Genomic DNA, 23,516 nt, shown 5'->3' with positions numbered 1-23,516 from the left:
TAACGATTTAATGAAGATGGTTATCTTAATGAAGTTGGTTAACTTCTGAGTTTTAGACTGAAAAAGCGAACCGGTAGGTTCGCTTTTTCTCTTCTGGCTAGCTAGTCCAAGAGTTTGACAATGACTCTGCTTGCTTTAACACAAGCTCGACAGCTTCAGCGGCTTTGTCAGGTGGATATTTCCAGCGTTGTAAAGTGCGGCGCACGAGTATTTTTAATCTAGCACGAACACTGTCACGAACTTGCCAGTCAACCGTGGTCGATTTTCTGAGTTTGTCAGTAATTTCGACGGCAATCTTTTTAAGGATCTCATCGCCAAGCTCACGTACTGCGCTTTCGTTGTTGGCTAGAGCATCATAAAACGCGATTTCATCTGGATTTAAGCCCAGCTCAGCCTCGCGCATCATTTCTTCCTGAAACTCTTTCGCCATTTGAATCAGTTCTTCAATCACCTGCGCCGTTTCAATGGCTCGGTTATTGTACTTCCTAAGTGTTTCTTGCAAGCGTTCAGCGAATTTTTTCTCTTGCACCACGTTATTGCGTGTTTTCGCTTTAATGTCGTCCTTAAGTAGTTTTTCAAGTAACTCAACAGCTAAATTGCGCTCTGGCATCTGTCGCACGTCTTCTAAAAACTCATCTGATAGCAAGCCAATATTAGGCTTGTCCAAGCCACAAAGTGCAAACACGTCAGCAACGCCTTCGGCGATCACTGCGTTATCAAGAATCTGTTTCAGTGCCGAGTTCTTTTCTTCCTGAGTACGCTTTTTATCAACGCTGGTAAACTTGCTGATAGCGGCCTTAATGGCTGAGTAAAAGGCAATTTCTTTCCTTAACTCTTTAGCCTCATCCAAAGTACTGCATAATGAGTAAGATTTCGTCGCTGCCAACACTAAGTCTAAGAAACGCTTTTTACCATCCTCTAAGCCGAGCACATAGTTGGCGGCAGGCACCAATAGTTTATGCGCTTCTGTTTCATAGCCCGAAATGTCGAAACCATCAGATTTTGGCGTTTTACCGAACATGCCACGGATAGCATCTATTTTTTCTAAAAGGATTGAAAAAGCTTCTTCTGCATTGAGCGTCGGCTCCCCTTTCCCTTTTGAGTCCGTATAAGTTTTTAGTGCTTGCTTAAGTTCATTAGCTATACCGATGTAATCAACAACTAGACCGCCAGGCTTGTTTTTAAACACGCGGTTAACCCGAGCAATTGCCTGCATCAAGTTATGGCCTTTCATTGGCTTATCTACGTACATGGTGTGACAACATGGCGCATCAAACCCTGTTAACCACATATCCCTTACAATGACTAATTTCAGTGGGTCGTTGAGATCCTTAAAGCGCTTCTCTAAGCGTTTTTTCGTTTTTTTATTATAGATATGGGGTTGCAGAAGTGGCTTATCCGAAGCTGACCCTGTCATAACAATCTTAATAGCCCCTTTTTCAGGATCATCCGAATGCCATTCGGGGCGCTGTGCAACAATCTCATTGTAGAGGTGCGCACAGATATCACGGCTCATGGCAACGATCATGGCTTTTCCATCCATGGTGGCATTGCGTGTCTCAAAGTGCTCGATCAGGTCCACTGCAACCTGGCTTAAGCGAGGAGTCGCACCAACAAGCTTTTCAAGACGGCTCCATTCGCCCTTGGTTTTCTCACGGTTGCTGACGTCCTCTTCGTCCTCGACCACTTCATCTACTTGATCGGACAACTCGGCGATTTCAGCGTGGTTCAAATCAAGCTTTGCCAAGCGTGACTCATAATAAATAGGAACGGTTGCACCATCATCTACTGCATCTTGAATGTCGTAGATGGACACATAACCACCAAATACAGCGCGAGTGTCTTTGTCTTCTTGTGAAATGGGTGTGCCAGTAAAACCAATAAAAGAAGCAAACGGCAGCGCATCGCGCATATGCTTAGCATAACCAAACTTATATTGGCCATCCGCACTTAGTGTCGCTTTGAGACCATACTGGCTACGGTGTGCTTCATCCGAGATAACAACAATATTGTGACGGTCATTGAGAATTGGATGATGTTTCTCGTCGTCAAGCAGCGCAAACTTTTGAACTGTCGTAAAAATGATGCCACCAGACTCTCTTTCAGCTAATAACTGCCTCAATGCATCTCTGTCAGATGCTTGAGCAGGTGTTTGCTTCAAGAGCTCTACTGCATTGCAAAATGTGGCATAGAGCTGGCCATCTAGATCATTGCGGTCGGTAACGACAATCAGTGTTGGGTTATTCATGGCCTTTTGCTGAAGCAACATACCGGCATAGCAACACATTGAAATACTTTTGCCACTACCTTGAGTATGCCAGACCACACCGGCTTTTTTACTACCAGGTATTACTTCATCAGCATATGTTGCCCGTTTTTCACTTACGCCATCCATTTGCTGTGCCGCAATTACCGTGGCCTTTACCGCTTCACGCACTGCATGAAACTGGTGGTAACCAGCAATCTTTTTAATAATGATCTCGCCGTCGGTCTCAAACAAGACGAAAAATCGTATGTAATCCAGCAGCAATTCACGATCAAAGAAGCCCCGCACCATGGTTTCTAGTTGCCACTCCAGTAGCGGTTTATCATCTTCAGTTTTAATGGTGCGCCAAGGCATAAAACGCTCTTGGTTGGCAGTGAGAGAGCCTACCCGAGCGGTGTAACCATCACTAACGACTAACGCCTCATTGAAAACAAACAGATCAGAAATTTCATCTTTATAGGTTTGCAGTTGATTAAAGGCATCCCAAATATCGGCATTTTCATCGCTTGGGCTCTTGAGCTCAAGAACAGCAATAGGCAATCCATTGATAAAACAAATGATATCAGGTCTGCGTGGCTGTTTAGTACCAGTGATCGTGAACTGATTTACAACTGAAAACGTGTTGTTGTTTAGGTTATCGAAATCAATGATAAAAGCATGATCTGCAATTGGTTCACCATCGTCATTTTTGTATTCAACAGGGACTCCTTCCAATAACAACCGATGAAATGCGCGGTTATTGGTGATTAAATCCAAGCTTTCAGGCTTTAAAACAATGGCTTTAAACTGCTCGAAGCAATGATCTATCTGTGCCGCTGGTAGGTGCTTATTGATCGTTTTAAATGCCGATCGAAGTTGCTCACCCAATACCACTTGCGCGTAGTCATTTCGTAGTGGGCTCTCGCTATCTGGCGCAATATCAGGGCCATGCAAAACATCCCAGCCACCTTCATGGAACCAGTCTAAGCAGAGGTTTTCTAGTTGTTCTTCGTTCATTGGTCACTCCCTCCACCAACAACTTCCAAAATATTCTCGACGATGGTATCTCTCGCATTAACGGGGTAACCATACTTACGCAATAACACGCGGGTGGCATTTTTCATTTCCGCTTGCACCGTGTCGCGGGCTTGCCAATCCACAACCATGGATTTTGAAAGGTATTTATTCAGCTCATCCGCAATCAACTGAATACGGTTAGGCTCCACTTCTTGGCTTTCAGGTGTGGACTTCAGTAATTCGAGGATAGAGCCAGCATTTTGACCCTGTGGTAATGCCGGTTGCGCAGGTTGTGACGTGTCTTCAGTTGCAAATTCTTGCACGGGCTCAGCGTGCTGTTTCTGCAAGGCCTTATCACGCTCAATCTCTGCCATAAAAATATTGCAATAATCAGCCGCACCAATTAAATCGGGGAACAAGCTAGCATGGTGAACATTCATGCGCCTTAGATGCTTCAAGCACTCTTGCTGCTCTTCGTTTTTGATGTACACCTTGCAGATATATTTAGCGAGAATGCCTGGTTGCTCTCCTTCAGCCGCTGTTTTTAGTTCGTCATCTGGAAAGTCTTCATCGGTTAACACTTCGGTTAACTTGTTTTCAATCGTGGCGTCATAAGGCGAAAAGGTAAAAAGCCCGGCTTGGCTAACCAAGCGGCCGTGATCGTCTTTTTTCGGCTCAAATACACGAATATCCGGGCAAAGTTCATCATCTGATATAAAGCTTTTATTTAGGATATAAACGGCACGATAAGGATTGTCTTTTTCGTCTTGCTGGTCTTCTTTGGCAAAAGCAAAAAATAACGCAACATAGGGCGAGTAGGTCCAATCCAATAGCGGAGTCATCAAACCATGATGTTGGCCGATTGACCAAAGCTCGTCGTGCTCACGTTCGTCTTCATCATCAAGCAACGAGTGGTCAGAAATTCTGCCGCGTATGGCCTTGCGAAACATCTCCAGCTGGCGTTTGGCAATGTCTTCGGTAACAATGCCGTTTTGAGTAACCCGCGCGAGCGTTGGCGTCATTTCCCAATCAAAACGTCGATGTCCACGAAAAATACATTGAGTATCAACACGATTAAAAAACGGGCTTTCCAGCACAGAGGAAAAGTCGCGCCAATGCTCTAAACGTGTAACCGGAATACGGCCACTAAATGCGTCAGAGGTAATCTCAAAACTGTACTCTGGATTTTCACTATTCCAGAGGGGTATTTTATCCCAATAAGAAGTTGAAGTTGTCATGCAACAACCTCACTCGTTAAATTGATTTCGCCGGAAAGCAATTTAGGAAGTAGCGTATCGCGCAAGGCAGCAAGAGTTCGATTCTCACTACCGTGGCTCTTAATCATCTGCATATTTGGAGCAACAAACTCATCAAACTTTTCCAAGATTGAAATCGGAGGGAGAGCAAACGGCATTGTTTCGACTGTTTTGGCTTGTGCTCTTTGACGCCCACTTGTACCAGTCATACTTTGAATAGCAAACTTTCTAAAAGGTTCAAATCGAGCCATGTAATAACTGAAATACTTATAGCTATCTAACTTCGATCTCATCACGATATATTCAGTAGAACCCCAGCCAACTTGTTCATCTTCAAGGAAATCAACATATGCACTTTTACCATTTTCTAAACATGGTGTGATACGTGCCAACAGTGAGTCACCGTTCATGAATTTTGTTCCGCTTCCCATTTCACGGTCATAAATATCTAACGCAAGATGACCAGAAGTTGGCATATTTTTCATATCCAAATAAGGTGCAATTGTGCCTTTTTTAAGAATTCTCTTTGGATTGAAGTCCATCAAGTCAGATAGAGCACCAACCTCCCAACCTTCAGGAATCAAACCCAACTCAGACTCAACGAGCTTTTCTGGGAATAGCGAGGCAGTGGCATCATCCATACCCTCTGGTAGCTCGCCATTCATCTTGGCTTTGACTGGATCAAAATCGACAAACCAGCTTTTGAAGAGCGCTTGTGCGATTTGTTCTAGGGTTTGATTGGTTTGGGTGTTGTTTTCAATTTTTTCTTCTAACGCAATTAACTTCTTACCAATATCTATTTGAATATCTTTAGGTGGCTTTCTGAACGCAAAAGATAAAATTTTTGTAGGCGAAGAATGTTTAACTGTTGATCCCGTTGCTGTACTAACAACATGATGCCGGTATTCTTTACTACGAAGTAAGAAATATAGATAAGTTTTATCTAACTCATCATTTTTGAATTCTACTAGCCCAACGCGTTGATTATGCAACAATCGACATTTGCCTATTTTCGGTACTAACGCTGAATACCCTAGCGTGTCAGCTTGCTTACTTAGATCCGTCATCGTAACGATCAGCTCCCCTTCACTAAGGACGTAATCTTCTGGCACAGGACCTTTGTAAAATTTAAATTTATCTGACTTGAAGCCACCGCCTATAGCAAAATTGCCAGGAGTCACCAATAAATCAGTTGTGCGTTCAACCTTGAAAAACTCACCTTTAAATGCAAATCCATGTTTTACATTGATAAAATCTGACAAAGAATGCAATGGCCAATTAGAACTCATAACCAATCCCCGCTAGATTTTCCTTAATCGCCTTCTCTCTTCGGTCAGATTCTTCAAACTGAGATTTTAATTGCGCGGTTAATCGCTGCATTTTTTCAGGGAAAGGCTCACTATCTTCCTCTGCATCGGCTGCACCGACATAGCGGCCGGGCGTTAATAAATAATCATGCTTTTGCATGTCTTCAAGTTTGGCGCTGAAGCAAAAGCCTTTTTCGTCCTGATAGTCAGTACCAGATTGCCAAGCGTGAAAAACATTGGCAATTTTAGCAATATCATCGCTGGTAAAGTCGCGCAGTACGCGGTCTTTCATAAAACCGAGGTTACGCGCATCAATAAACAGAGTTTCACCCCGACGATCACGCTTACCATTCCCGCCTTTTTTGTATTTGGTTAAAAACCAAATACAGGCTGGAATTTGCGTGTTGGTGAATAGCTGCCCTGGTAAAGCAACCATACATTCGACTTTATCATCCTCAATCAACGCTTTGCGGATTTCACCTTCGTTGTTGGTATTCGAGCTCATGGAACCATTAGCTAATAGAAGACCCATGGACCCAGTTTCTTTTAGTTGGTACAGCATATGCTGTATCCAGCCATAGTTGGCATTGCCTTGCGGCGGTGTGCCATATTTCCAGCGGATATCGCCCTCTAATTTGGCGTGCCACCAATCTTTGATATTAAACGGCGGATTAGCCATCACGTAGTCCATTCGTATATCTTGATGCAAGGGCTCAAGGAAAGTATCAGCATTCTTTTTGCCAAAGTTAAAATCGATACCACGAATAGCCATGTTCATGGCGGCCAACTTCCAAGTAGTCGGGTTGCTCTCTTGTCCATAAACGGAGATATGTTTGCGCTGTTCGCTAGCGTTGTAATGTTTATCCGCCGCATGAGCTTCAATAAACTTGTCGTTACTAACAAAGAAGCCACCCGCGCCCATTGCAGGGTCATAAACTCGGCCTTGATAAGGCTGTAGCATTTCAACGATCAGGGTAACGATACTTTTGGGCGTATAATATTGGCCGCCTTGTTTGCCTTCGGCTAACGCAAATTGCCCTAGAAAGTACTCATAAACATGACCCAAAATGTCTTTACTGTGTAGATCGAGCTTTTCGCCGTTGTATTCAGGGTTGCGGAAGCTGGTATCAGAGAACTTATTAATGAGTTCAGTCAGGTTGTGATTGTCTACCTCATAACGACTGATGCGAGGCAGAACCCCTTTTAGCTTGGGGTTGGCAAGCTTGTCGTCGATTTTATAGGTTTCGATGGCTTCTAAGGCATTGTCGATTAACTTGGATATAGAGGTAAGCTTGAATGTTTCTCCATTCTCTAACTCAATGTCATCACCTATGGATCTTGCTGCGGTGCTTTTAAGAAACTCCCAGCGTGACTGTTTTGGCACCCAGAAAACGTTTTTCTCTTGGTAGTATTCGTGCAGCTCTAATTCCGCATTAACTGCATCGTTGTATTCTTCATCAGAGTCGTAATCTTCACGAGGCATGAAGTAAATATTGTCGTCGCTATCGTCCTGAGTGAACAAGTGACGTAACTCTTGTTGGCGCTCTTCAAATGCGTCTGACACATACTTTAAGAAGATGATACCAAGCACAACGTGTTTGTAGTTGGCGGCATCAAGGTTATTACGCAATTTATCAGCTGCTGACCAAAGTTTAATGTCTAGTTCTTTTAAAAATTGCTGTTCTGCATTATTCATGTGTGGTCTCGTTATTAATTCTCAAAAAATTCTTCGTCTATTTTCTTCAGGTGCAATACCTGCTCGTCTCGACTGCCGATGTTGTATCGCAGCATGAGCTTGGCTAATTCAGTGCCATTGATAAGTACAATGCGAGTACCTAAGTTTTGTGCTGTCTCGATAGCTGATGTGGTGAAATCTGAGGTAGTAATAAAAATACCTTTCTGCGCTTTTTTAAGATTTAGCGCTCCAAAGAAGTCTCGGATGTCACCAGCACTTACGTTATTGCCCTCGGCATAACGTTTGGCTTGGATATAGATTTGATCAACTCCTAATGGATCTTGGTCAATAACACCATCAACACCATTGTCGCCAGTTTTACCTAATGCATGGGCTGCACCTTCTCCGCTACCGCCGTAGCCCATGGCTAGGAGCAGCTCAATTAGTAGGGTTTCAAAGAAGGCGGGAGTGACCTTGCGCGTGCGCTCCAGCATCTCTTCAGAAAGCGCGTCGTTAATCTTTTTGTAGGCCGCCCGTAATGCTTCATCGGGGGTGACGTCTTCATCGGTATCATGCTCTGTTTTAACAGGAGTCTTTGAGCTTTCGTTTGATTCACTGTTCTTTTGCTCTTTGAAAGCGATGAACTCATCAAACTGCGTCAGGTAGCTGTTATCGATTTCTGAATCGGTCTCTTTAAGGGCTTGAATACCGCGCTCTGTGATCACAAAGTGAGCTCTGCGAGTTACCTCAAGAAGGCCTGCTTTGGTTAGGTAAGTTCTTGCCCAACCAACTCGGTTGTCCAAGATGGGCTGTCTACCACTGGGGAGCTTTTCTTCCCGTTCTTCTTCTGAAAGTGCGAACTTGTCTGCTATCTGGTTAATCACATCACGCAGACGCACTTCGCCATTGGCGGCGTGGGCAACTTCTAAGAAGGGACGCATAAATTGTTGATAGTTGGGGATCAAAGACATTCCTTATCGTTTCTTCTCGCCAGCTTGAGGGCTAGCTTTCTGCTCTTCAATCCATGCTTCTAAATCGACCCGTGTACAACGCCAACTTCCACCAACTTTAAACATCGGAAGTTCTCCCTTGCTTGCGAGTCTGTAAGCTGTTTTTTCATTCAGTTTGAGGTACGAAGCCACCTCCTGAATGGTTAAAATTTTGTCAGTCATTAAATTTTTTCTCTCATAGAACAAAACGAGAGTATGAGAAAATTGCGGAAACCTCAATGACATTTTAGTAATAACTTCAATAGTATGCAGCCAGATCAAAAATGAGATTGTTAGGAAGGTCAAAGGCTTAGAAATTGTGGCAAAAAAGAGTGTTTTTAAGGCGGTGGCAGAAACCTTCATTAGTGACATTAATTGAATTTTCTAAATAATATATTCTTTAATTATATCATACGGTTAGGTGTTTTTATAGACTGCCGTTTTCTGTTCTTTGATGGTATAAAGCCGTTTTTAGTGAACAGGAATTAGTCAATGTGCAAGCCCTCTCCACAAGTTGCTTTTAGCCTCTCAAAAGACTCGTACCCAATCGCTCATGTCGGTTATCTGAGTGCCTCGATTAGAGGCTTTGCCTTAGCCACTGGAAAAGAGAGAAATAGCTTTCTAGAAACTGGCTCTTGGACGGTTTCAGAAAGTCGATGAGAGTCAAAGTTACCAAGGCAAGCCAGATTATTCACGACTGGCTTAACGAACTAGCGAAAGGCAATTATGAGGCCATCATCAAGGTGTGGAGTGGTCCGAAGGGTACTCGCAGGCATTTTTTGCGTGGTGTTAAAACGAGAATAAACCACCACTTCCTGTCTGATGGTGAATACCGTTCAGGCGTTCGCTTTGAAGCATTGCCGTCAACGCTTGATTATTTCGAGCAGTTTCCGTTGTGGAACCTGGAAAGGGCTATCCGCATCGCCTCCGAAATGGGCATTCGCTATCCGACCGATAAGGATGGTGAAGCCTATGTGCTGTCCACCGATTTAGTGGTCAGGCAATACGATCCGCAAAGCAAGCAGATCATCAAAGTTGCCAAGTCCTATAAGCCGATGAGCTCACTGGACTTTGAGTCGAGGCATCCGGTATCTCTGAATCGAACGTTCGAAAAGCTGGAACTGGAGCGCAGGTACCATGAGGAAGAAGGAACCCGATTTGAGCTCATCACTGATGCTCATGTTTCCAAAGATAGATTAGACATCCACCCTGCTTACGGTCTTACAAGGGCCAAGTCGGAGAGGTCTTTGCGGGTGTAAAAGTCCCAGATAATTAGACATCCACCCAAACTAGCCAAATGCCAGTAATAATCTAAACTATCAATAGTGTTTTTTTGGAGTTATTGCCATGCCTCGGTCAAGACAGTCGCAAGTGAGCTTATCGGATACGCCTTACTATCATTGTGTTTCCCGCTGTGTTCGGCGGGCTTTTTTATGTGGCGAAGACAAGCAAAGTGGTAAAAGCTATGAGCACCGTCGCCAGTGGGTGGAAGACTATTTGCTGCAACTTACTGCGGTTTTTGCCATTGATGTCTGTGCTTATGCTGTTATGAGTAATCACACTCATGTGGTATTGCACATCGATAAGGCCAAAGCCGAAGCCTGGTCCATGGATGAAGTCTTAGAGCGCTGGCATATTTTGCACCAAGGCACCTTACTGACTCAAATGTATCTCAATTCTGAGTTACGTCCAAAGTTAAGTGAGGTGCAACTACAGGCCATTCACGCCACCGCCGAAGTGTATCGGACTCGACTCTTTGATTTAAGCTGGTTTATGCGCCATTTAAATGAACATATTGCTCGAGCCGCCAATAAAGAAGACCAATGCACTGGGCGCTTTTGGGAAGGCCGTTTTAAATCACAAGCCTTACTCGATGAAGCAGCACTTGCCGCCTGTATGGCCTATGTGGATTTAAACCCGGTTCGCTCAAATATGGCAAGTACGCCTGAAACCTCGGACCACACCAGTATCAAACAGCGCATTCAGCAAGCCAAACAAGGTCAGCAACCCAAGCCGCTAATGCCTTTTGTCGGTAACCCCAGAGAAACCATGCCTAAAGGCTTGCCTTTCGAGTTACAAGACTACCTGCAACTGGTGGAACTTACCTGTCGAGTTATCAGAGAAGATAAACGTGGTTATATCGATGATGCACAAGCGCCCATTTTACAGCGCTTACAAATCGATGAAGAAAGCTGGTTAGCCTTAAGCACGGGTTTAGAGCATCACTTCGCCAGTGTGGTTGGGGCTGGTCACTCGCTAGAACGTTACAAACACCAGCATAAGCAACAGCGAATTAAAGGCATGGCAGCAGCTAAACGCTGGCTTGATGCTGGGTAAGTAATTTATAGTCTGATTTTTTGTCGACTGAGTAGGTATTTAGCATATCTCGAATCACTACGTTTTTCGCCCTCATGAATCGCTTCGCATTGACTAAAGCTTTGATTAACGCCCCAGTATGTAAGGTGTTTAAGAACAAGTTGGCTCTTCAAAGTTGATTTGAGTTGATGACATCGACTGATGCTCATTGGATAGTTAGTATGGCTGTCTAAATATTTAGTAGTCGCGAGGTATTAATGAACGTTTACTTATTATCTCGCTCATTAATGTTTGTTGAAAGTGTTTCCACTACATTCGGTGAAGAGCCGAATACAAACAAGTGATTTGCAATTCCTCCTTTCCACAAAGGCTGAATTCTTTTATGTTGATGTTTTTGTTATTTTTAGAAATAGGCCGCTGATGTAGTTTAATAAAGGTGATAATCTATTTTATCAATTGTATGATAAGAAGAATACAATGTTTAAATAAAGAATTTTTCTTCTTATAAGCTGTTATGTAACTAATTAAATTTTGGAAAAAATGAAAGCTGTAATTCCTGCAAGCGAAAGAGTTTTTAGATTGTATCAAGCGCATTGTGTCAACCCAAGTTTGGACACACTATTCAACCTGTTAAATGCAGTTCATAGTCTCAATGACAAATTGGGGAAGGCAAAGTTGGGCAGCCTTTATGATATACAGGAGTTCATCGCGTTAAAAGCGCTTAGAAACCTTTTCCACCATCAAGAAGAATTGGTGAATGAATTACGTATTATTCCCGTTCAAGAACTTCCTCCAATTACAACTGATCTGCTTTATTTATGCCTAGTCCCAACCAACCTTGTAGAAGAAGCAATTTCAACTATTCCTAGCAAGTACCGTTTTGATGAAGAAATCGTAATTAAGTCTGTTTTAGGTTGGTATGGTGACGTCGTAAACGTTAATCCATGTATGTTTAATTTCATGGTTAAAGTTTATGAGTACTTGGAAAACAAAGGTGTTGAGCTCTCTGGGGATGAGTATTTGGATTTTGCTAGTTCCTATGAATTTGAAGTTGAAAATGGACACTCTCATTATGTTACTGGAGCAATTAGTTGTCATGCAGGTAGCGTAGAAGAAGTTCTTGAAAAGGCTTTCGCATCAGTTATATAACAAATAAGAATAGGTGTCGCGTAGCCGCCACCTTATTCGGGTGTTGAACAAGCCCGATGCTCCCTTCTATAGTAAATAACGGTATTGATGTTGGCGGGGCCAAGGCCTTGTTACTTTTTACAAGGCGAGTTTGGCTAAGACTGGGTGAATGGCGTTAAGCCTTTACCTGTCATACATGATGCTAAGCTGTTATTTTTTTTATGTATTCATCCTCATGTTAAGCCCTGCCATTCTCCTTATCCTGTTCGCCTTTCGGCTAGCTCGTTCGACTCACGCCTGTGCAGTGCATGGGGTGCTGGCAGCAAGGGCATGGCCGGGTCGCGCTGTGCTTGTCGGTTTGGAGCGCGGCGAGGTTCACGCGTTGCGGCACTCGCAGGAGTAACTGAATGCGCCGCAATATGTGTTTGGCGTTGCCCCGTAAAAAACCATAATCTCTCACCCGCTGTAATCCCTTGGGCAATACATGCGCCAAGATAAGCCTTAAGAACCTTAAGGTAGGCAAGGTGCGGATTTTGGTGGTGTGGCTTTGGCTATCTAGATACCTAAAACTCACTTGGTCGTTATTGGTACTGATGATGTCGTTATCGGATAAGATCCCGCGATACAAGTAGCGAGATAAGTACTGTAGCGCGGGCAGCCCAAAACCTACGTTGCGACAATCGACCACCCATTTGGTGGGGATATGCGGGGGCAACTTGATGTTTGGGTGTTGATTGAGCGCATCTAGCATTCTCCCTCGCCATACCTTGGCCAGCGCAAAGGCGTTAAACAAGTACTTCTTGTTGCAGTGATGCCACTGCTGCTTCGCACGGTGATAGCGCCCACCGGCCACCAATACATGTAAGTGGGGATGCAGGTTACGCTGGCGGCTATGGGTATGCAGTACGGCGGTAAACCCTAATTCCCCCTGGTTCTGGCGTTTGGCAAAGTCCTTTAACAGGCTTGATACCACCTTGAACATGATTTGGTATAAGGCTTTAGGCTGCACTCGGGCTAAAGCCCTTAGCTCATGAGGCAGGGTGAAGGTCACCATAAAGTAAGTCGTGGGTAGCAGCTTGTGTTGTTGGCGAGTTAACCAGCCAGTGGTGCAATGGTGTTGGCACTGGGGGCAATGCCTATGGCCGCAAGACAGCGTCAATTGGTCTTGATGCGGGCAATGTTCACACTGCCAAAGGCTGTGACCTTGTTGCTCAGTTTTACAACGCAGCATGGCATACATTGCCCGTTTAGCATCCGCCCTTAAAAGCGGTGCAAGCTCGGCCTCATGTTGGTGAAGTAAATCAATAAAGGTGCTCATGGTTACGGCCACATGAGTGTGAGAGAGTCAGTGAGTTTATTCACTGCCTTTACGGCATCTAATTGCTTCACTTGGGTCAACTGGGTATAACGTGCAGTGGTATTTAAACTGGCGTGTCCCAGCAAGTGTTGCAAGGAGCGTAAATCCAAGCCTTGTTCAAGCAGATGGGTGGCATAACAATGGCGCAGCGAATGCGGGCTAATAGGTTTATGAATACCGCAATCGCGCAATACCCGCTTCAAGGCTTTTTGTACGCCGCCTTTATCCATAGGCACATCCACCTGTTTACCTTGGCGTGGAAACAGCAGACGAGCATGGCGATGGCTTTGCCAATGGTGACGTAAAACCTGAAGGGTGCGACGCGGCATGGGCACGAAGCGGTCTTTGCCGCCTTTAGCATCCCGCACATGGATTTGCATGGCCTGACTATCAATATCATGAATGCTTAAGTGTAAGCCCTCGCTCAAGCGCAGCCCCATGGAATACAACACCAAGAAGAAGACTTGATAGCGGGGTTGCGACGTCATGCTAATCACGAAGCCGACTTGCGCAGGGCTTAAGATATCGGGTAAGCGCTTCACTTGAGGAGGCTTCACAATGTTTAACCACTGCCATTGTTTCTCGAGGGTGTAGCGATAAAAAAATTGCAAGCCATTGCGGTCTAGCTTCACGGTGCTCCAAGAATGGCTGCTAATGAGTTGAGCAAAATAGGCCTTTAAATCAGCGGTGCTTAAGGTATCGGGGGAGCGGTCAAAGTGGGCAGAAATCCGACGTACCGCACGCGAGTACGCATCAATGGTGGCTGGTCGTTTCCCTTGTAAGGTTAAATTGGTAAGGTGTTGTTTATATAAAACATGATAACGATGTTGTTGGGTAGGGTTCATGCTGCATACTCCGGTTCATCACGACCGATTGGCCGTGTCACATTGAGTATGAGATATCAGGTGCTATGCACTCTGCCGCAGAGCGGCTTCGTTCAACAAGCTGTTTAAGAGTGATTCGCAACGCTTGGCATTTTTGCTTTGCATTGTGTTTAGTGATTAAGGCGTCTGCGGCAGCTTCTGCATTGCGTTGCTCACACCTTAACAGGGCATTACAGCTAGAGAGGCACAATGGAAGTAGCTGGATTTGAAATAGAAAATAAGAGTGGGTTTTGGTCTGCGCTAATTGGCTTAATTGCGAGCCTTGTTATGGCAATGGGAAACGATGGTCTTCTTGGAGGTATTGCCGACGCAACATCTGAATGGGGTGATGTCAAAAGCGCTGTTGTAACCCTTCATTCCTATGATGTAAATAGCGTTGGGGATAACAGTTATAGTGTACTCAGACCTTCTGATGAAGGCTTTAATAAACTGTCGGAAGTGCTTTCCACTAAAGTACCTTGGCTAAGGTACTCTAAGCCTGATTTAATTGTTATGAATACGGTGGCAACTTTTGGAGGATCTCCCAAAAAGGTTGTACATGCTAGGGCTAAGGGACAGAGTCAAGTTAAAGCCATTGCAGATTTTTACATAGTAGATGATTGGATTACTCAAAGTAAATCTAAAGACTATCTATATAAAGGTCTATTTCTGCTCATAGTCTCTTTTGGCATAGGAATTTCACAATTTGTTAGACCGATATAGCAGGTATAGCAAGCTTCTTTCCAACTACAAGTTAAGGATTTAAACACCTGTTGTTTGAGCTCCTAGAAAATGTCTAGGATTCTCAGGCCTTACCAGATATTGGTAAGACGACCACTTCAGAGCGAGATATTGACTACAAAGCTATCTCTCTGAGTGCCGTAGGATACTATCCTCTCGCACAAAACCATGAGCTTTATCTCTCTGCCGGAATCAATGCCAATGAAGTAAAAATGGACCCTAAATCGGGCCCATCTACCGATAAGGATGGTATTGGTTATACCGTGCAGGCTGGTTGGCAATATCATTTCAATCAGAGAACAGCGATGCATGTTGGCATACAGCGCTTGGGACTTAAGGATGTTGACATCAATACCGCCAATATCGGCTTAAGCGTGTCATTTTAAGTCATTCTGTTTTAGTTAACCCAAATTGGACACTTTCAGTTGCAATAAAAGGGGCAGAGTAACTATAAATATCTGCACCCTTTAGCGCCTTGCTCTCTTAACTAAAAATGAAAAGAGAAGACGAAGATAACTAGACAGCCACCCCAACTACAGATTTGAGTTGATAACATCGACTGATGCTTATTCGATAGTTAGCATGGCTGTCTAAACTAGAATATCGGATGATTAGACCCGATTGCTCTTTGGAAAACAGCGGAAACGGGTCGTTAAAAAATATCGGCAGTTTGTCTATGAGGGAAGTGAGAAAGCCGCTTTATTCATGGATCCCCTTATAAATCTTCCAACCCTGCTGAATATCTCAAATTCTCTAGATATATTGATTATAGTGAATGATGGATGGTGGGGATGTAAGCATGACGTATTGGCTCCTCTTCCCTTATATTAAGACTTGCATCTTATGGTGTGTCTCTAGTTCGGCTAAACCTCGTTTAATGCAGAAGATTGAGACTTTCACCGGGATCATTATGTCTGGTTTTTTATGTCTGTCTTCATCATGTTGAAGGAGTAACATATGGAAGATTTAGAACGTCAAGAACATCTTCAAGCAGTAACAAAGAGGTTAGTATCTTTCACTGGGTTAATTTTGCTTATATTAGCGATTGGCTTGTATGGATTACATGATGATAAGAGGTCATACCTAGTCACATTAGTGTTTGCCTCTGGGCTGTTAGGCGGCTTTGTGAGCATTCAACAGCGACTACCGAAAATAAAATTGCAAGAGTTAAAGACATTATCAACCTCTTGGGTATCTATAACACTGATCCCGATAAATGGTGGAATATTTGCGTTAGTTCTTATGCTGATGTTTATCGGTAATATAATTCAAGGTGAATTATTCCCAGAATATCCGAACAAATTCAATATTTCTAACGCAAATGATTTTTACCAATGGATATCTTTGACTTACCCCAAAACAGGTGAAGATATAGCCAAATTGTTTTTCTGGTCATTTGTCGCAGGCTTTAGTGAAAGATTTGTCCCACAGATAATACGCAAAACAAGCGAAAACAAAACGTAGGCAATTCAACGAGCCCAAGATATTGCTGCTTGGAATAAAAGGAGGGAGGGCCTGATGTTCCTCGAATATACTCATGCTTTTTCAGTCCCGTATTTAGCTGGGCTCGTGTAGAGTATCTTTAGCGTATCTTTAGCGTATCTAAGGCTTTAGGCTAGTGAGCGTTGTTTAATCTGAGTCTTGTATCTTGGTCGTTTATTGAGCAAGTTATAGGGGGTATAGAGAACGTTGCGATGCTCAATTGAATTAGCCAGATAACGATAGTGTTTGCCCGCAGCTTTCAACGCTAGACCAGTGAAGTATAAGATGGGTGAGAGCGGCAATCCTGAGTAACATTCTAAGCCACCTTATGTCTTGGGTTCTAGATGGGTTCATTCCCAGCCCAGTTGTTACATTTTTAAAACTTCTTCAATTTGCATCCGAGTGGCGTAAATTTCTCTACAGCTTTCGGTGTAACCTGCTAGAGGCTTAATGACGTAGCAATCAACCAAGGCTCTTTCTCTTGAGGGAGTAATGGGTTCAGGTCTTGTTTTTTGCTTACAGTAGCTCAAGTTTTACTTAGGCTGTTTTTTATGGTGGCAGGATAATGATTAGACTTAATTGCTCTTTGGAAAGCAGAGGAAACGGGTCGTTAACAAATATCGGCGGTTTGTCTATGAGGGAGGCGAGAAAGCCGCTTTATTCTCGGGTAAGCAAGATAGTGGCTAAAAGCAAAACCTGACCCTGAGTTGCACACAAATTTGCTCATCGTTCTGGTGAGTAAACTCCTTAAGCTATCCAGTCCCAAAGCTCTAAGCCCAGAGGCGTGATTCATAGAATAAAGATGAAAAACTCAACCAGCTAAAATGCAAGGTTTACAGGTATAGATGAAAGCCTTCTTATGGCTGGCATAAGTTTTTTGCTGAGCTCGTCGAGGGAAAGCTGGATGAGGAACGATAACAATAGCAAATTAGCTATTGGTCAGACCTAGAATCTATTAAAGCATTTGCTAGTGAAGATATAGATGTTGAAAAAATTTACCCAGAAGATGAACAATATGAATTAAAGCCAGATACGCATGTGACACATTATAAGGTTCGTGAAAATAGTTGGCTCTAATTAATGCTAGTGTTATTCAGATCACAGAATTATTATAAATACCTAAGCATCTTTATTTGTACGCTATAAAAAAATCCCAATGAAATGCAAATATTTTGACATCATTTAATAATTAATGTTGTCATTAGTTGATTTCAGATTTGGCGTGATGCCAAGTTCAACCATGTTATTGTTTATTTTATTTGAAACACTTCACTGATATGTGTCTCGTCATGCTTGGCTGTGGTCTAGGGAGGTGGCGATGAGTTAAGTTGGTACCATTAGCGCAGCCATCCGCTCAGCGCGAGTTATTTTTAATTCCTGCGGGGATGTTACTCGGTGTGAGATGAGTGATCGCTAAGCGAGTCGCTCTCTGTCTCAAATCAATTCTATCGACTTGCCCATCGCTCTATACATCGACTTACTCGCGCCTACTATCGACTCAAATAAGGTTATTTTTGTAGACCATAGAAGGCTAACAATTAGCAAACCGCATTGGTCGTGAGTGTTTATTGATACTTTTAACTACTGCGTATTAACGGGGGGGGGGGGATAGTTAAAATTTAGAATCTAGATCACAAATTTTGAATACAAATCTGGCTTTCTTTTCATTCTGGATTAAAGGCGTCTCGAACCTTACAAGAAGCAAATTGTCGATAACTAATATATTTTGTGCGCTAAATCTAAAATCGAGATTTTAAAAAAATAAAACAGTATTTTTATTTTGTTTTTCTTGTTAGTTTGTTTGTAGATATAGAGGGTTCCCAAATTATTTTTTTCAAAAAAAATGAAACGAGTATATGAGGGGGGAAACAAACTTTTTATGTTTTTTATATATCTAAAAATCAAAATTCTATTTGAAAATAGGCATCGGTTAGGAAACCGAAAATGTTTATTTTCAACATTATTCGGAGAATAAAATGAATAGAACGATTCTAGCTGCGTCATGTTTGGCGGCCAGTTTAATGACTGGATATTCAAGTGCAGCCACTATGGATATGGCAAGAGTGGTTATGCCTGCCAATGACGGTTGGGCTGCTGCTGAAGGTCCTGTTACAGGTGGAGCGAAAGCGACTGATGCACATGTTTATACGGTGAGCAGTCGAAAAGCGTTAGTCGATGCGTTGTTAGCTGCTGGCGACAATGCAAAAATCCTCAAAATCAAAGGTACCATCAACTTGTCATCTGATGATCAAGGTCGGGAATTGACTGAAGAAGATTACCGAGTTGCACCTTACAATTTTGAAGATTATAAAAATGCTTACGCGCCAGCAGTTTGGAACGTGAAGCCACTGATCAAGAAGCGTCCAAATAGAAAATTGACCGGCCCTCTTGAAGAAGCGCGTGTTGCCTCGCAAAAAAATCAGAAAAAACAAATCGTTATCGACATCCCATCGAATACCAGCATTATTGGTTTAGGCACTGATGCCAAAATCGTTAAAGGCATGCTACATATTGGCAAAGGCTCTGAAAACATCATCATTCGCAACATAGCCTTTGAAGATGCCTTCGACTACTTCCCAGATTGGGATCCAGGCGATAGCTTTAAACTTGACTCAAGCTACCCTGGCTGTCAGGCAGAATACGTTGATGTGAAAACCGGCCCACAAATGTGTTCAGGTGGCCGTTGGAACTCAGAGTATGATTTAATCTCTATCGCTGGCGGTAAACGCGTTTGGGTTGATCACTGTACCTTCTCTGATGGTGACCGTGCGGATTCAATGTTCCCACCGGTTTACCCATTCCCTCAGAATGAGATTACCCAAAAAGTTCAACACCATGATGGTTTGATCGATATTACTAACCAAGCTGATTTTGTAACTATTTCAAATAGCTACTTCCATGATCATGATAAAGCGTTTTTGATTGGTAATAGTGATAAGAAAAAAGCTGATACGGGTCACTTACGTGTGACGTTACACAGCAACTATTTCAATAATGTTGGCCAACGTATGCCACGTGTTCGTTATGGTAAAATTCACTCATACAATAACTACTTTGTAGGTGATGCATCTGGTGATGGTGTTGGTGATACACGTTATGCAAGACACGTAAGTTCTTTGAAAAACAAACCGCACCATAACATTTTGCGTCAAGCTTTGGGTGCCGGTAAAGAGTCTGCTATCTACTCAGAAGCCAACGTATTTGAAATCGCAAACGGTACAGCCGCTAATGCAATTGGCAACATGAAAGGCAAAGTAGCATTCGATACTGGCTCTATGTTCAATGGCAAGATGATTGATGTGATTGCTGAGGCAAATAAAGTGAGCAGCAAGAAGAAACAATTGTCTAAAGATGTCGGTTGGAAACCAACTCTTTATGGTGACGCGCCAGCGATGCCAGCAAGTGAAGTGGTTGAGTATGTGAAAGCAAACGCAGGTTCTGGTAAGCTTTAATCGCTTCAGAGCAAACCTTTAATATGAAAAGCCGATGCTAACGCATCGGCTTTTTTTATATCTAATTTTAAGCTCGCGATTTTCATTCATGTTTAGCGCGTTGGATGAGAGTTATAAACAACGCTTTTGTGAATAAAGCTAATCGACATCCTCTATTTGATTACGCATCTATATCAGAGCGAGCAGTATCAATTCAAATGGCTTTAAACAAGGTGCATGCTTACAGGCCTTCATCTTAAGGCGAGACCATGGAACGCAGCATAAAGCTATTTGAAACTTACCGACCAGATAACAGGACCAGTTTACCATTTGGTTTTGTTATTTCTAAGGGCTCCTCCATTGCGCTATTACTGGCTTTGAGTTCACCGCGTATTGCATTTTCAGGGGGACTCTCGCTGGTGCTTGTTGAATTTGATTTCACTCGGTAATGGCGACGTGTGGATAGCTTGGCTGGCGATGCTGAAAGGCTAAAATTTCTTCCTTTTGGATCACTCCGCGATCAATATTGATTGCTCGGCGAATGGTGTCACTGTTTTGCCAACTGGCGCGCCCCGCTGCGATCGCAGGGAGATGAACGATAAGCGCGGCAGAAATAGACCGAGAGGCGCTTTCCCACAAATAGCTTGGCGTATGGTCTACAGCGTAATAATCAACATTTTCAACGCTAAATATGGGATCTTGAAAGGTTGTGGGTTTAGCAAAATAAAATCCCATGCCATCGTCACAACTCACATCAATGATTAAGCTACCGTCTTTTAAGCAGGATTTTTCTGCCTCGGTGACAAAATGCACTGGATGATGGGTATCTTGATAAGTGCCATTAATAATAATGCTTGATTCACTAATCAGCTCTGCTAGTGGTCTTTCCGATCCATCGTGCTCGATGATAACCATTCGAGCTTCGCCCTCAGCTCCTTCTCTAAAAGTAACATAATGGCAATCAAGCACTTCTTCGCGCACTTCATGATCAGGACGTTGAATACAAATGGTAATATCTCTGAAGCCATGTGCTTTAAGTGCATAAATGGCACCACGACTTACCGCACCAAAGCTGAAGATAATCACTTTGCGTTGATTACCATAGTGTCCGTCAATGCCTTTCAGTTGCAGCGCATGAATCACCGCGCAGTAGCCCGCCATTTCGTTATTCTTATAAAAAGTATGTCGTCCGACTTGTCCTTGAGGGCCCCATACGTACATATCTTCGAAGGCTATCAAGGTTTGCTTGCGGTTAATTGCGGTTTGAGTGATAGCTCGTTGCTGAGTGCAATGCGGGTAACCCCAAAGAGTGCCGCCTTCTCGAAGTTGTTCAAAGTCGGCAAGCGTGGGTTTTGCAATAATGGTGGTATCCATGGTCTCGAGTATCTCATCTCGTGAGGCAAGCCCTGCTACTTGCGTGGTAAGTTCTGCATCGGACATTCCAAAACGTTCTCCGTAGCCAGTTTCAAAGGTTAGCTGTTTACGCAGTGCTTCTGGGAGTCGAGATAAATGCTCAGGGTGGATTGGAACGCGTCGTTCGTCTTGCTTTTTAGAGGTGCCTATTACGCCTATTGAAGATGTTTTCATAATATTTCCTTTGCTTGAGCGAGCGCGTCAGCAGGATGCTAACAATAAACGTCACAAGCTTAGTGGAGCTATATTGGTAATCGAGGAGGCTTGAAAATGAGAGCTCGTTGATGCGAGAGGGGATGCGAGTCATTTGATACCGTGGAGCGTAGTCTAACACAATTAAGCGCAAGTTTTCGGAGCATTGGCCAGATCCACTGGCGAACAAGAACCCAACTTGGCGAATAACTGAACCGTCATGCGCCTTGCAGGCGAGTCTTCAGCGCAATATTTTTTACTTAAAATATCTCTATTTTGCACTATTTAATATTTTTAACTGCGAATTAAATGTTGAACAAAAGTGAGTATTCAGCTTACCTGCCCTAAGGGATCTGCCGCCCCAAGAGTCAGCGGTGCTTGTTACACGCAGTATGTTTGAATTGAGTGATGAACATCATTGTTAGAGTAAATTTACTGGTATTTTGTTATGATTGGCGACAATTTGAACACACATAAAGGACATCTGATGATTGTAATTAAAACTCAACGGGCTCAGGATTTAGCTTAAGTCATTTCTTGTCAAAGCCCGTATCTCCGGGGCGTTTCACTACGTCTTAAAATTTCACAAATTATGTGTTTGGAGTAAGCTCAATGGGCACTTCTTTTTCTCTATCTCAACTAGGATGGAAACCTTTTTTTCAACAACAACTTCATTTCGACGAGCTCAGCTTATTTCGGCCTGCTCGAATATTTGAACAACATCGAAGCGAATATTTACTTGCTTCTGAACAGGGGCTGGAAAGGCTGGCGATTACCCCGAATATGCCAAAAATGGCGGTCGGAGACTGGCTGTTACTCGAGCAACGCCAGTTTGTTCGGCAACTTGAACCTACGACTCTGTTTCGTCGTAAAGCGGTCGGTTCGCGCGCCGAGTTACAGCTGATTGCGGCGAACGTAGATACATTGTTTTTGGTGTGCTCAGTGAACTATGATTTTAAGCTCAGTCGTATTGAGCGCTATTTGGCCTTAGCTCATGAAGTAAAGGTTGCCCCAGTTGTGGTGCTGACTAAAGTGGATCAATGTGAGTCAGCGGAATCCTACATTGAACAAGTGCAACAACTGGATCCAATGTTGCTTGTAGAGGCGGTGAATGCCTTGGATGCACAGCAAGTTAGCCAGCTAGAAAGTTACTGTGGCGAAGGGCAAACAGTGGCTTTTATGGGCTCGTCTGGTGTGGGTAAGTCGACCTTAATTAATACTTTGTTAGGCGAACCTACGAGTCTTACGGCTAGCATTCGAGAAAACGATAGTAAGGGGCGGCATACCACCACTGCGCGATCGATGCATATCATGCGGCGAGGCGGCCTATTACTCGACACGCCTGGCATGCGTGAACTGCAGTTGAGTGATTGCGAAGAGGGCGTAAAGGCTACCTTTAATGATATCGTTGAATTGGCCGCCCAATGTAAATTTGCAGATTGTCAGCACGAGCGTGAGCCTGGTTGTAAAGTACGTTTGGCGATAGAACAAGGCCAGTTTTCTGAGCGTCGTTTAAGTAACTATCGAAAACTGATGCGAGAACAACAGTTTAATGCTGCCAGTATCGCCCAGCGTCGTGCCAATGACCGAGATTTTGGTCGAATGGTAAAATCGACTTTGGCTGGTTCGCGAAAGCGTAAGTCACAGTACTGATTTGTGGTGACTTTATTTTTCGATATGTTGGTTAAGGTCGATTAAGGTCGATTAAGAAAACCAAACTCATAGCGTATGACGCTATGAGTTTTTTATTTTTGGCGAGCTGGAGCAGTACAAGGGCATCACATTTCTCGAAGCTAAATGGTCGATTGCGAGATCGAATATTGCCTTCGATTTATATCAACTAAGCGAGATATTGCCTAATCATGGTCGACTTTTAGTTAGCATTTGTTTGCTTAAATGATGTTCATCATTGCGCTTGGCTAAGTGATTTTTCTGGTTATTCAATCCGCCTGCGGCTTGAGAGTTAAGATGTGCTTTTTTCATTAACCAGTGGTTCATTTCATTTTTGGCAAAGGCGCTTGATTGCTCTGCGGCAACGTTATACGAGATTAAGGGGGCGTATTTAGCGTGATTATTATGTTTGAGTCGTCAAACAAATCACCTT

General features: G+C 43.4%; 18 protein-coding genes. 9 read left to right on the top strand and 9 right to left on the bottom strand.

All coding sequences use genetic code 11. The annotated features are described in order from the left end of the window. Window positions 1–97: 97 nt before the first annotated feature. Genes ACRRS0_RS17930 through ACRRS0_RS17905 form a run of 6 tightly spaced genes read right to left on the bottom strand, consistent with a single transcriptional unit; the run spans window position 98 to window position 8,672 of the window. Window positions 98–3,262 carry a type I restriction endonuclease subunit R gene (locus ACRRS0_RS17930; protein WP_432451853.1) on the bottom strand — a complete coding sequence of 1,055 codons (3,165 nt, stop codon included), beginning with the start codon at window positions 3,260–3,262 and terminating at the stop codon, window positions 98–100. Then, window positions 3,259–4,500 (bottom strand): FRG domain-containing protein, encoded by a 1,242-nt coding sequence (locus ACRRS0_RS17925; RefSeq protein ID WP_408674225.1) that lies wholly within the window; start codon window positions 4,498–4,500, stop codon window positions 3,259–3,261. Before ACRRS0_RS17925 ends, ACRRS0_RS17930 begins: the two co-directional genes overlap by 4 nt. After that, a complete protein-coding gene (locus tag ACRRS0_RS17920) occupies window positions 4,497–5,807 on the bottom strand; it encodes a restriction endonuclease subunit S (protein ID WP_432451854.1) in 1,311 nt (436 codons plus the stop codon). The genes ACRRS0_RS17925 and ACRRS0_RS17920 overlap by 4 nt, the downstream gene beginning before the upstream one ends. Then, window positions 5,797–7,521, bottom strand: a complete 1,725-nt coding sequence (locus tag ACRRS0_RS17915) for an N-6 DNA methylase (RefSeq protein ID WP_432451855.1) — start codon at window positions 7,519–7,521, stop codon at window positions 5,797–5,799. Before ACRRS0_RS17915 ends, ACRRS0_RS17920 begins: the two co-directional genes overlap by 11 nt. Before the next feature lie 14 nt (window positions 7,522–7,535). Then, the gene (locus ACRRS0_RS17910; protein ID WP_432451856.1) at window positions 7,536–8,471 is read right to left on the bottom strand and encodes a restriction endonuclease; all 936 of its coding nucleotides are present in this window, start codon (window positions 8,469–8,471) and stop codon (window positions 7,536–7,538) included. Window positions 8,472–8,474: 3 nt separating this feature from the next. Further along, window positions 8,475–8,672 carry a helix-turn-helix domain-containing protein gene (locus tag ACRRS0_RS17905; protein ID WP_432456143.1) on the bottom strand — a complete coding sequence of 66 codons (198 nt, stop codon included), beginning with the start codon at window positions 8,670–8,672 and terminating at the stop codon, window positions 8,475–8,477. Between the two features lie 473 nt (window positions 8,673–9,145). Between ACRRS0_RS17905 and ACRRS0_RS17900 the strand changes: the two genes are divergently transcribed. The 3 genes from ACRRS0_RS17900 to ACRRS0_RS17890 all read left to right on the top strand — a co-directional run bounded on the left by ACRRS0_RS17900 (window position 9,146) and on the right by ACRRS0_RS17890 (window position 11,954). After that, window positions 9,146–9,748, top strand: a complete 603-nt coding sequence (locus ACRRS0_RS17900; protein ID WP_432451857.1) for a TnsA endonuclease N-terminal domain-containing protein — start codon at window positions 9,146–9,148, stop codon at window positions 9,746–9,748. 88 nt (window positions 9,749–9,836) lie between these two features. Then, window positions 9,837–10,826 carry a transposase gene (locus ACRRS0_RS17895; protein ID WP_432451858.1) on the top strand — a complete coding sequence of 330 codons (990 nt, stop codon included), beginning with the start codon at window positions 9,837–9,839 and terminating at the stop codon, window positions 10,824–10,826. Between the two features lie 519 nt (window positions 10,827–11,345). Continuing rightward, window positions 11,346–11,954: a hypothetical protein gene (locus tag ACRRS0_RS17890; RefSeq protein WP_432451859.1), complete on the top strand. Its 609-nt coding sequence runs from the start codon at window positions 11,346–11,348 to the stop codon at window positions 11,952–11,954. Between the two features lie 256 nt (window positions 11,955–12,210). Here ACRRS0_RS17890 and ACRRS0_RS17885 read toward each other — a convergent pair whose 3' ends face one another. Together ACRRS0_RS17885 and ACRRS0_RS17880 are read right to left on the bottom strand one after the other, a co-directional pair. After that, window positions 12,211–13,251 (bottom strand): IS91 family transposase, encoded by a 1,041-nt coding sequence (locus ACRRS0_RS17885; RefSeq protein WP_432451860.1) that lies wholly within the window; start codon window positions 13,249–13,251, stop codon window positions 12,211–12,213. Between the two features lie 2 nt (window positions 13,252–13,253). Next, on the bottom strand, window positions 13,254–14,135 hold the full coding sequence (locus ACRRS0_RS17880) for a site-specific integrase (RefSeq protein WP_432451861.1): 882 nt from the start codon (window positions 14,133–14,135) through the stop codon (window positions 13,254–13,256). A 228-nt stretch (window positions 14,136–14,363) separates the two neighbouring features. On the opposite strand from ACRRS0_RS17880, the gene ACRRS0_RS17875 reads away from it, so the two are divergent. From ACRRS0_RS17875 to ACRRS0_RS17855, 5 genes are all read left to right on the top strand, one after another. Beyond that, the gene (locus tag ACRRS0_RS17875; protein WP_432451862.1) at window positions 14,364–14,876 is read left to right on the top strand and encodes a hypothetical protein; all 513 of its coding nucleotides are present in this window, start codon (window positions 14,364–14,366) and stop codon (window positions 14,874–14,876) included. Window positions 14,877–14,974: 98 nt separating this feature from the next. Beyond that, the gene (locus ACRRS0_RS17870; protein ID WP_432469378.1) at window positions 14,975–15,280 is read left to right on the top strand and encodes an outer membrane beta-barrel protein; all 306 of its coding nucleotides are present in this window, start codon (window positions 14,975–14,977) and stop codon (window positions 15,278–15,280) included. A gap of 571 nt (window positions 15,281–15,851) precedes the next feature. Then, on the top strand, window positions 15,852–16,358 hold the full coding sequence (locus ACRRS0_RS17865) for a hypothetical protein (RefSeq protein WP_432451863.1): 507 nt from the start codon (window positions 15,852–15,854) through the stop codon (window positions 16,356–16,358). 1,994 nt (window positions 16,359–18,352) lie between these two features. Then, window positions 18,353–19,828: a pectate lyase family protein gene (locus tag ACRRS0_RS17860; protein ID WP_432451864.1), complete on the top strand. Its 1,476-nt coding sequence runs from the start codon at window positions 18,353–18,355 to the stop codon at window positions 19,826–19,828. A gap of 248 nt (window positions 19,829–20,076) precedes the next feature. Next, complete coding sequence (locus ACRRS0_RS17855; protein ID WP_432451865.1) at window positions 20,077–20,256, top strand: hypothetical protein; 180 nt, start codon at window positions 20,077–20,079, stop codon at window positions 20,254–20,256. On the opposite strand, the gene ACRRS0_RS17850 is transcribed toward ACRRS0_RS17855, so the two are convergent. Continuing rightward, a complete protein-coding gene (locus ACRRS0_RS17850) occupies window positions 20,246–21,394 on the bottom strand; it encodes a N(5)-(carboxyethyl)ornithine synthase (protein ID WP_432451866.1) in 1,149 nt (382 codons plus the stop codon). The two genes, ACRRS0_RS17855 and ACRRS0_RS17850, sit on opposite strands and share 11 nt — an antisense overlap. Before the next feature lie 630 nt (window positions 21,395–22,024). Here ACRRS0_RS17850 and rsgA point away from each other — a divergent pair. Continuing rightward, on the top strand, window positions 22,025–23,065 hold the full coding sequence (rsgA, locus tag ACRRS0_RS17845; RefSeq protein WP_432451867.1) for a ribosome small subunit-dependent GTPase A: 1,041 nt from the start codon (window positions 22,025–22,027) through the stop codon (window positions 23,063–23,065). Window positions 23,066–23,516 lie beyond the last annotated feature (451 nt).

Origin of the sequence: Agarivorans sp. QJM3NY_29, assembly GCF_050870835.2 — a bacterium.
Classification (GTDB): Bacteria; Pseudomonadota; Gammaproteobacteria; order Enterobacterales; family Celerinatantimonadaceae; genus Agarivorans.
This window is presented reverse-complemented; position numbering and strand designations above follow the sequence as displayed.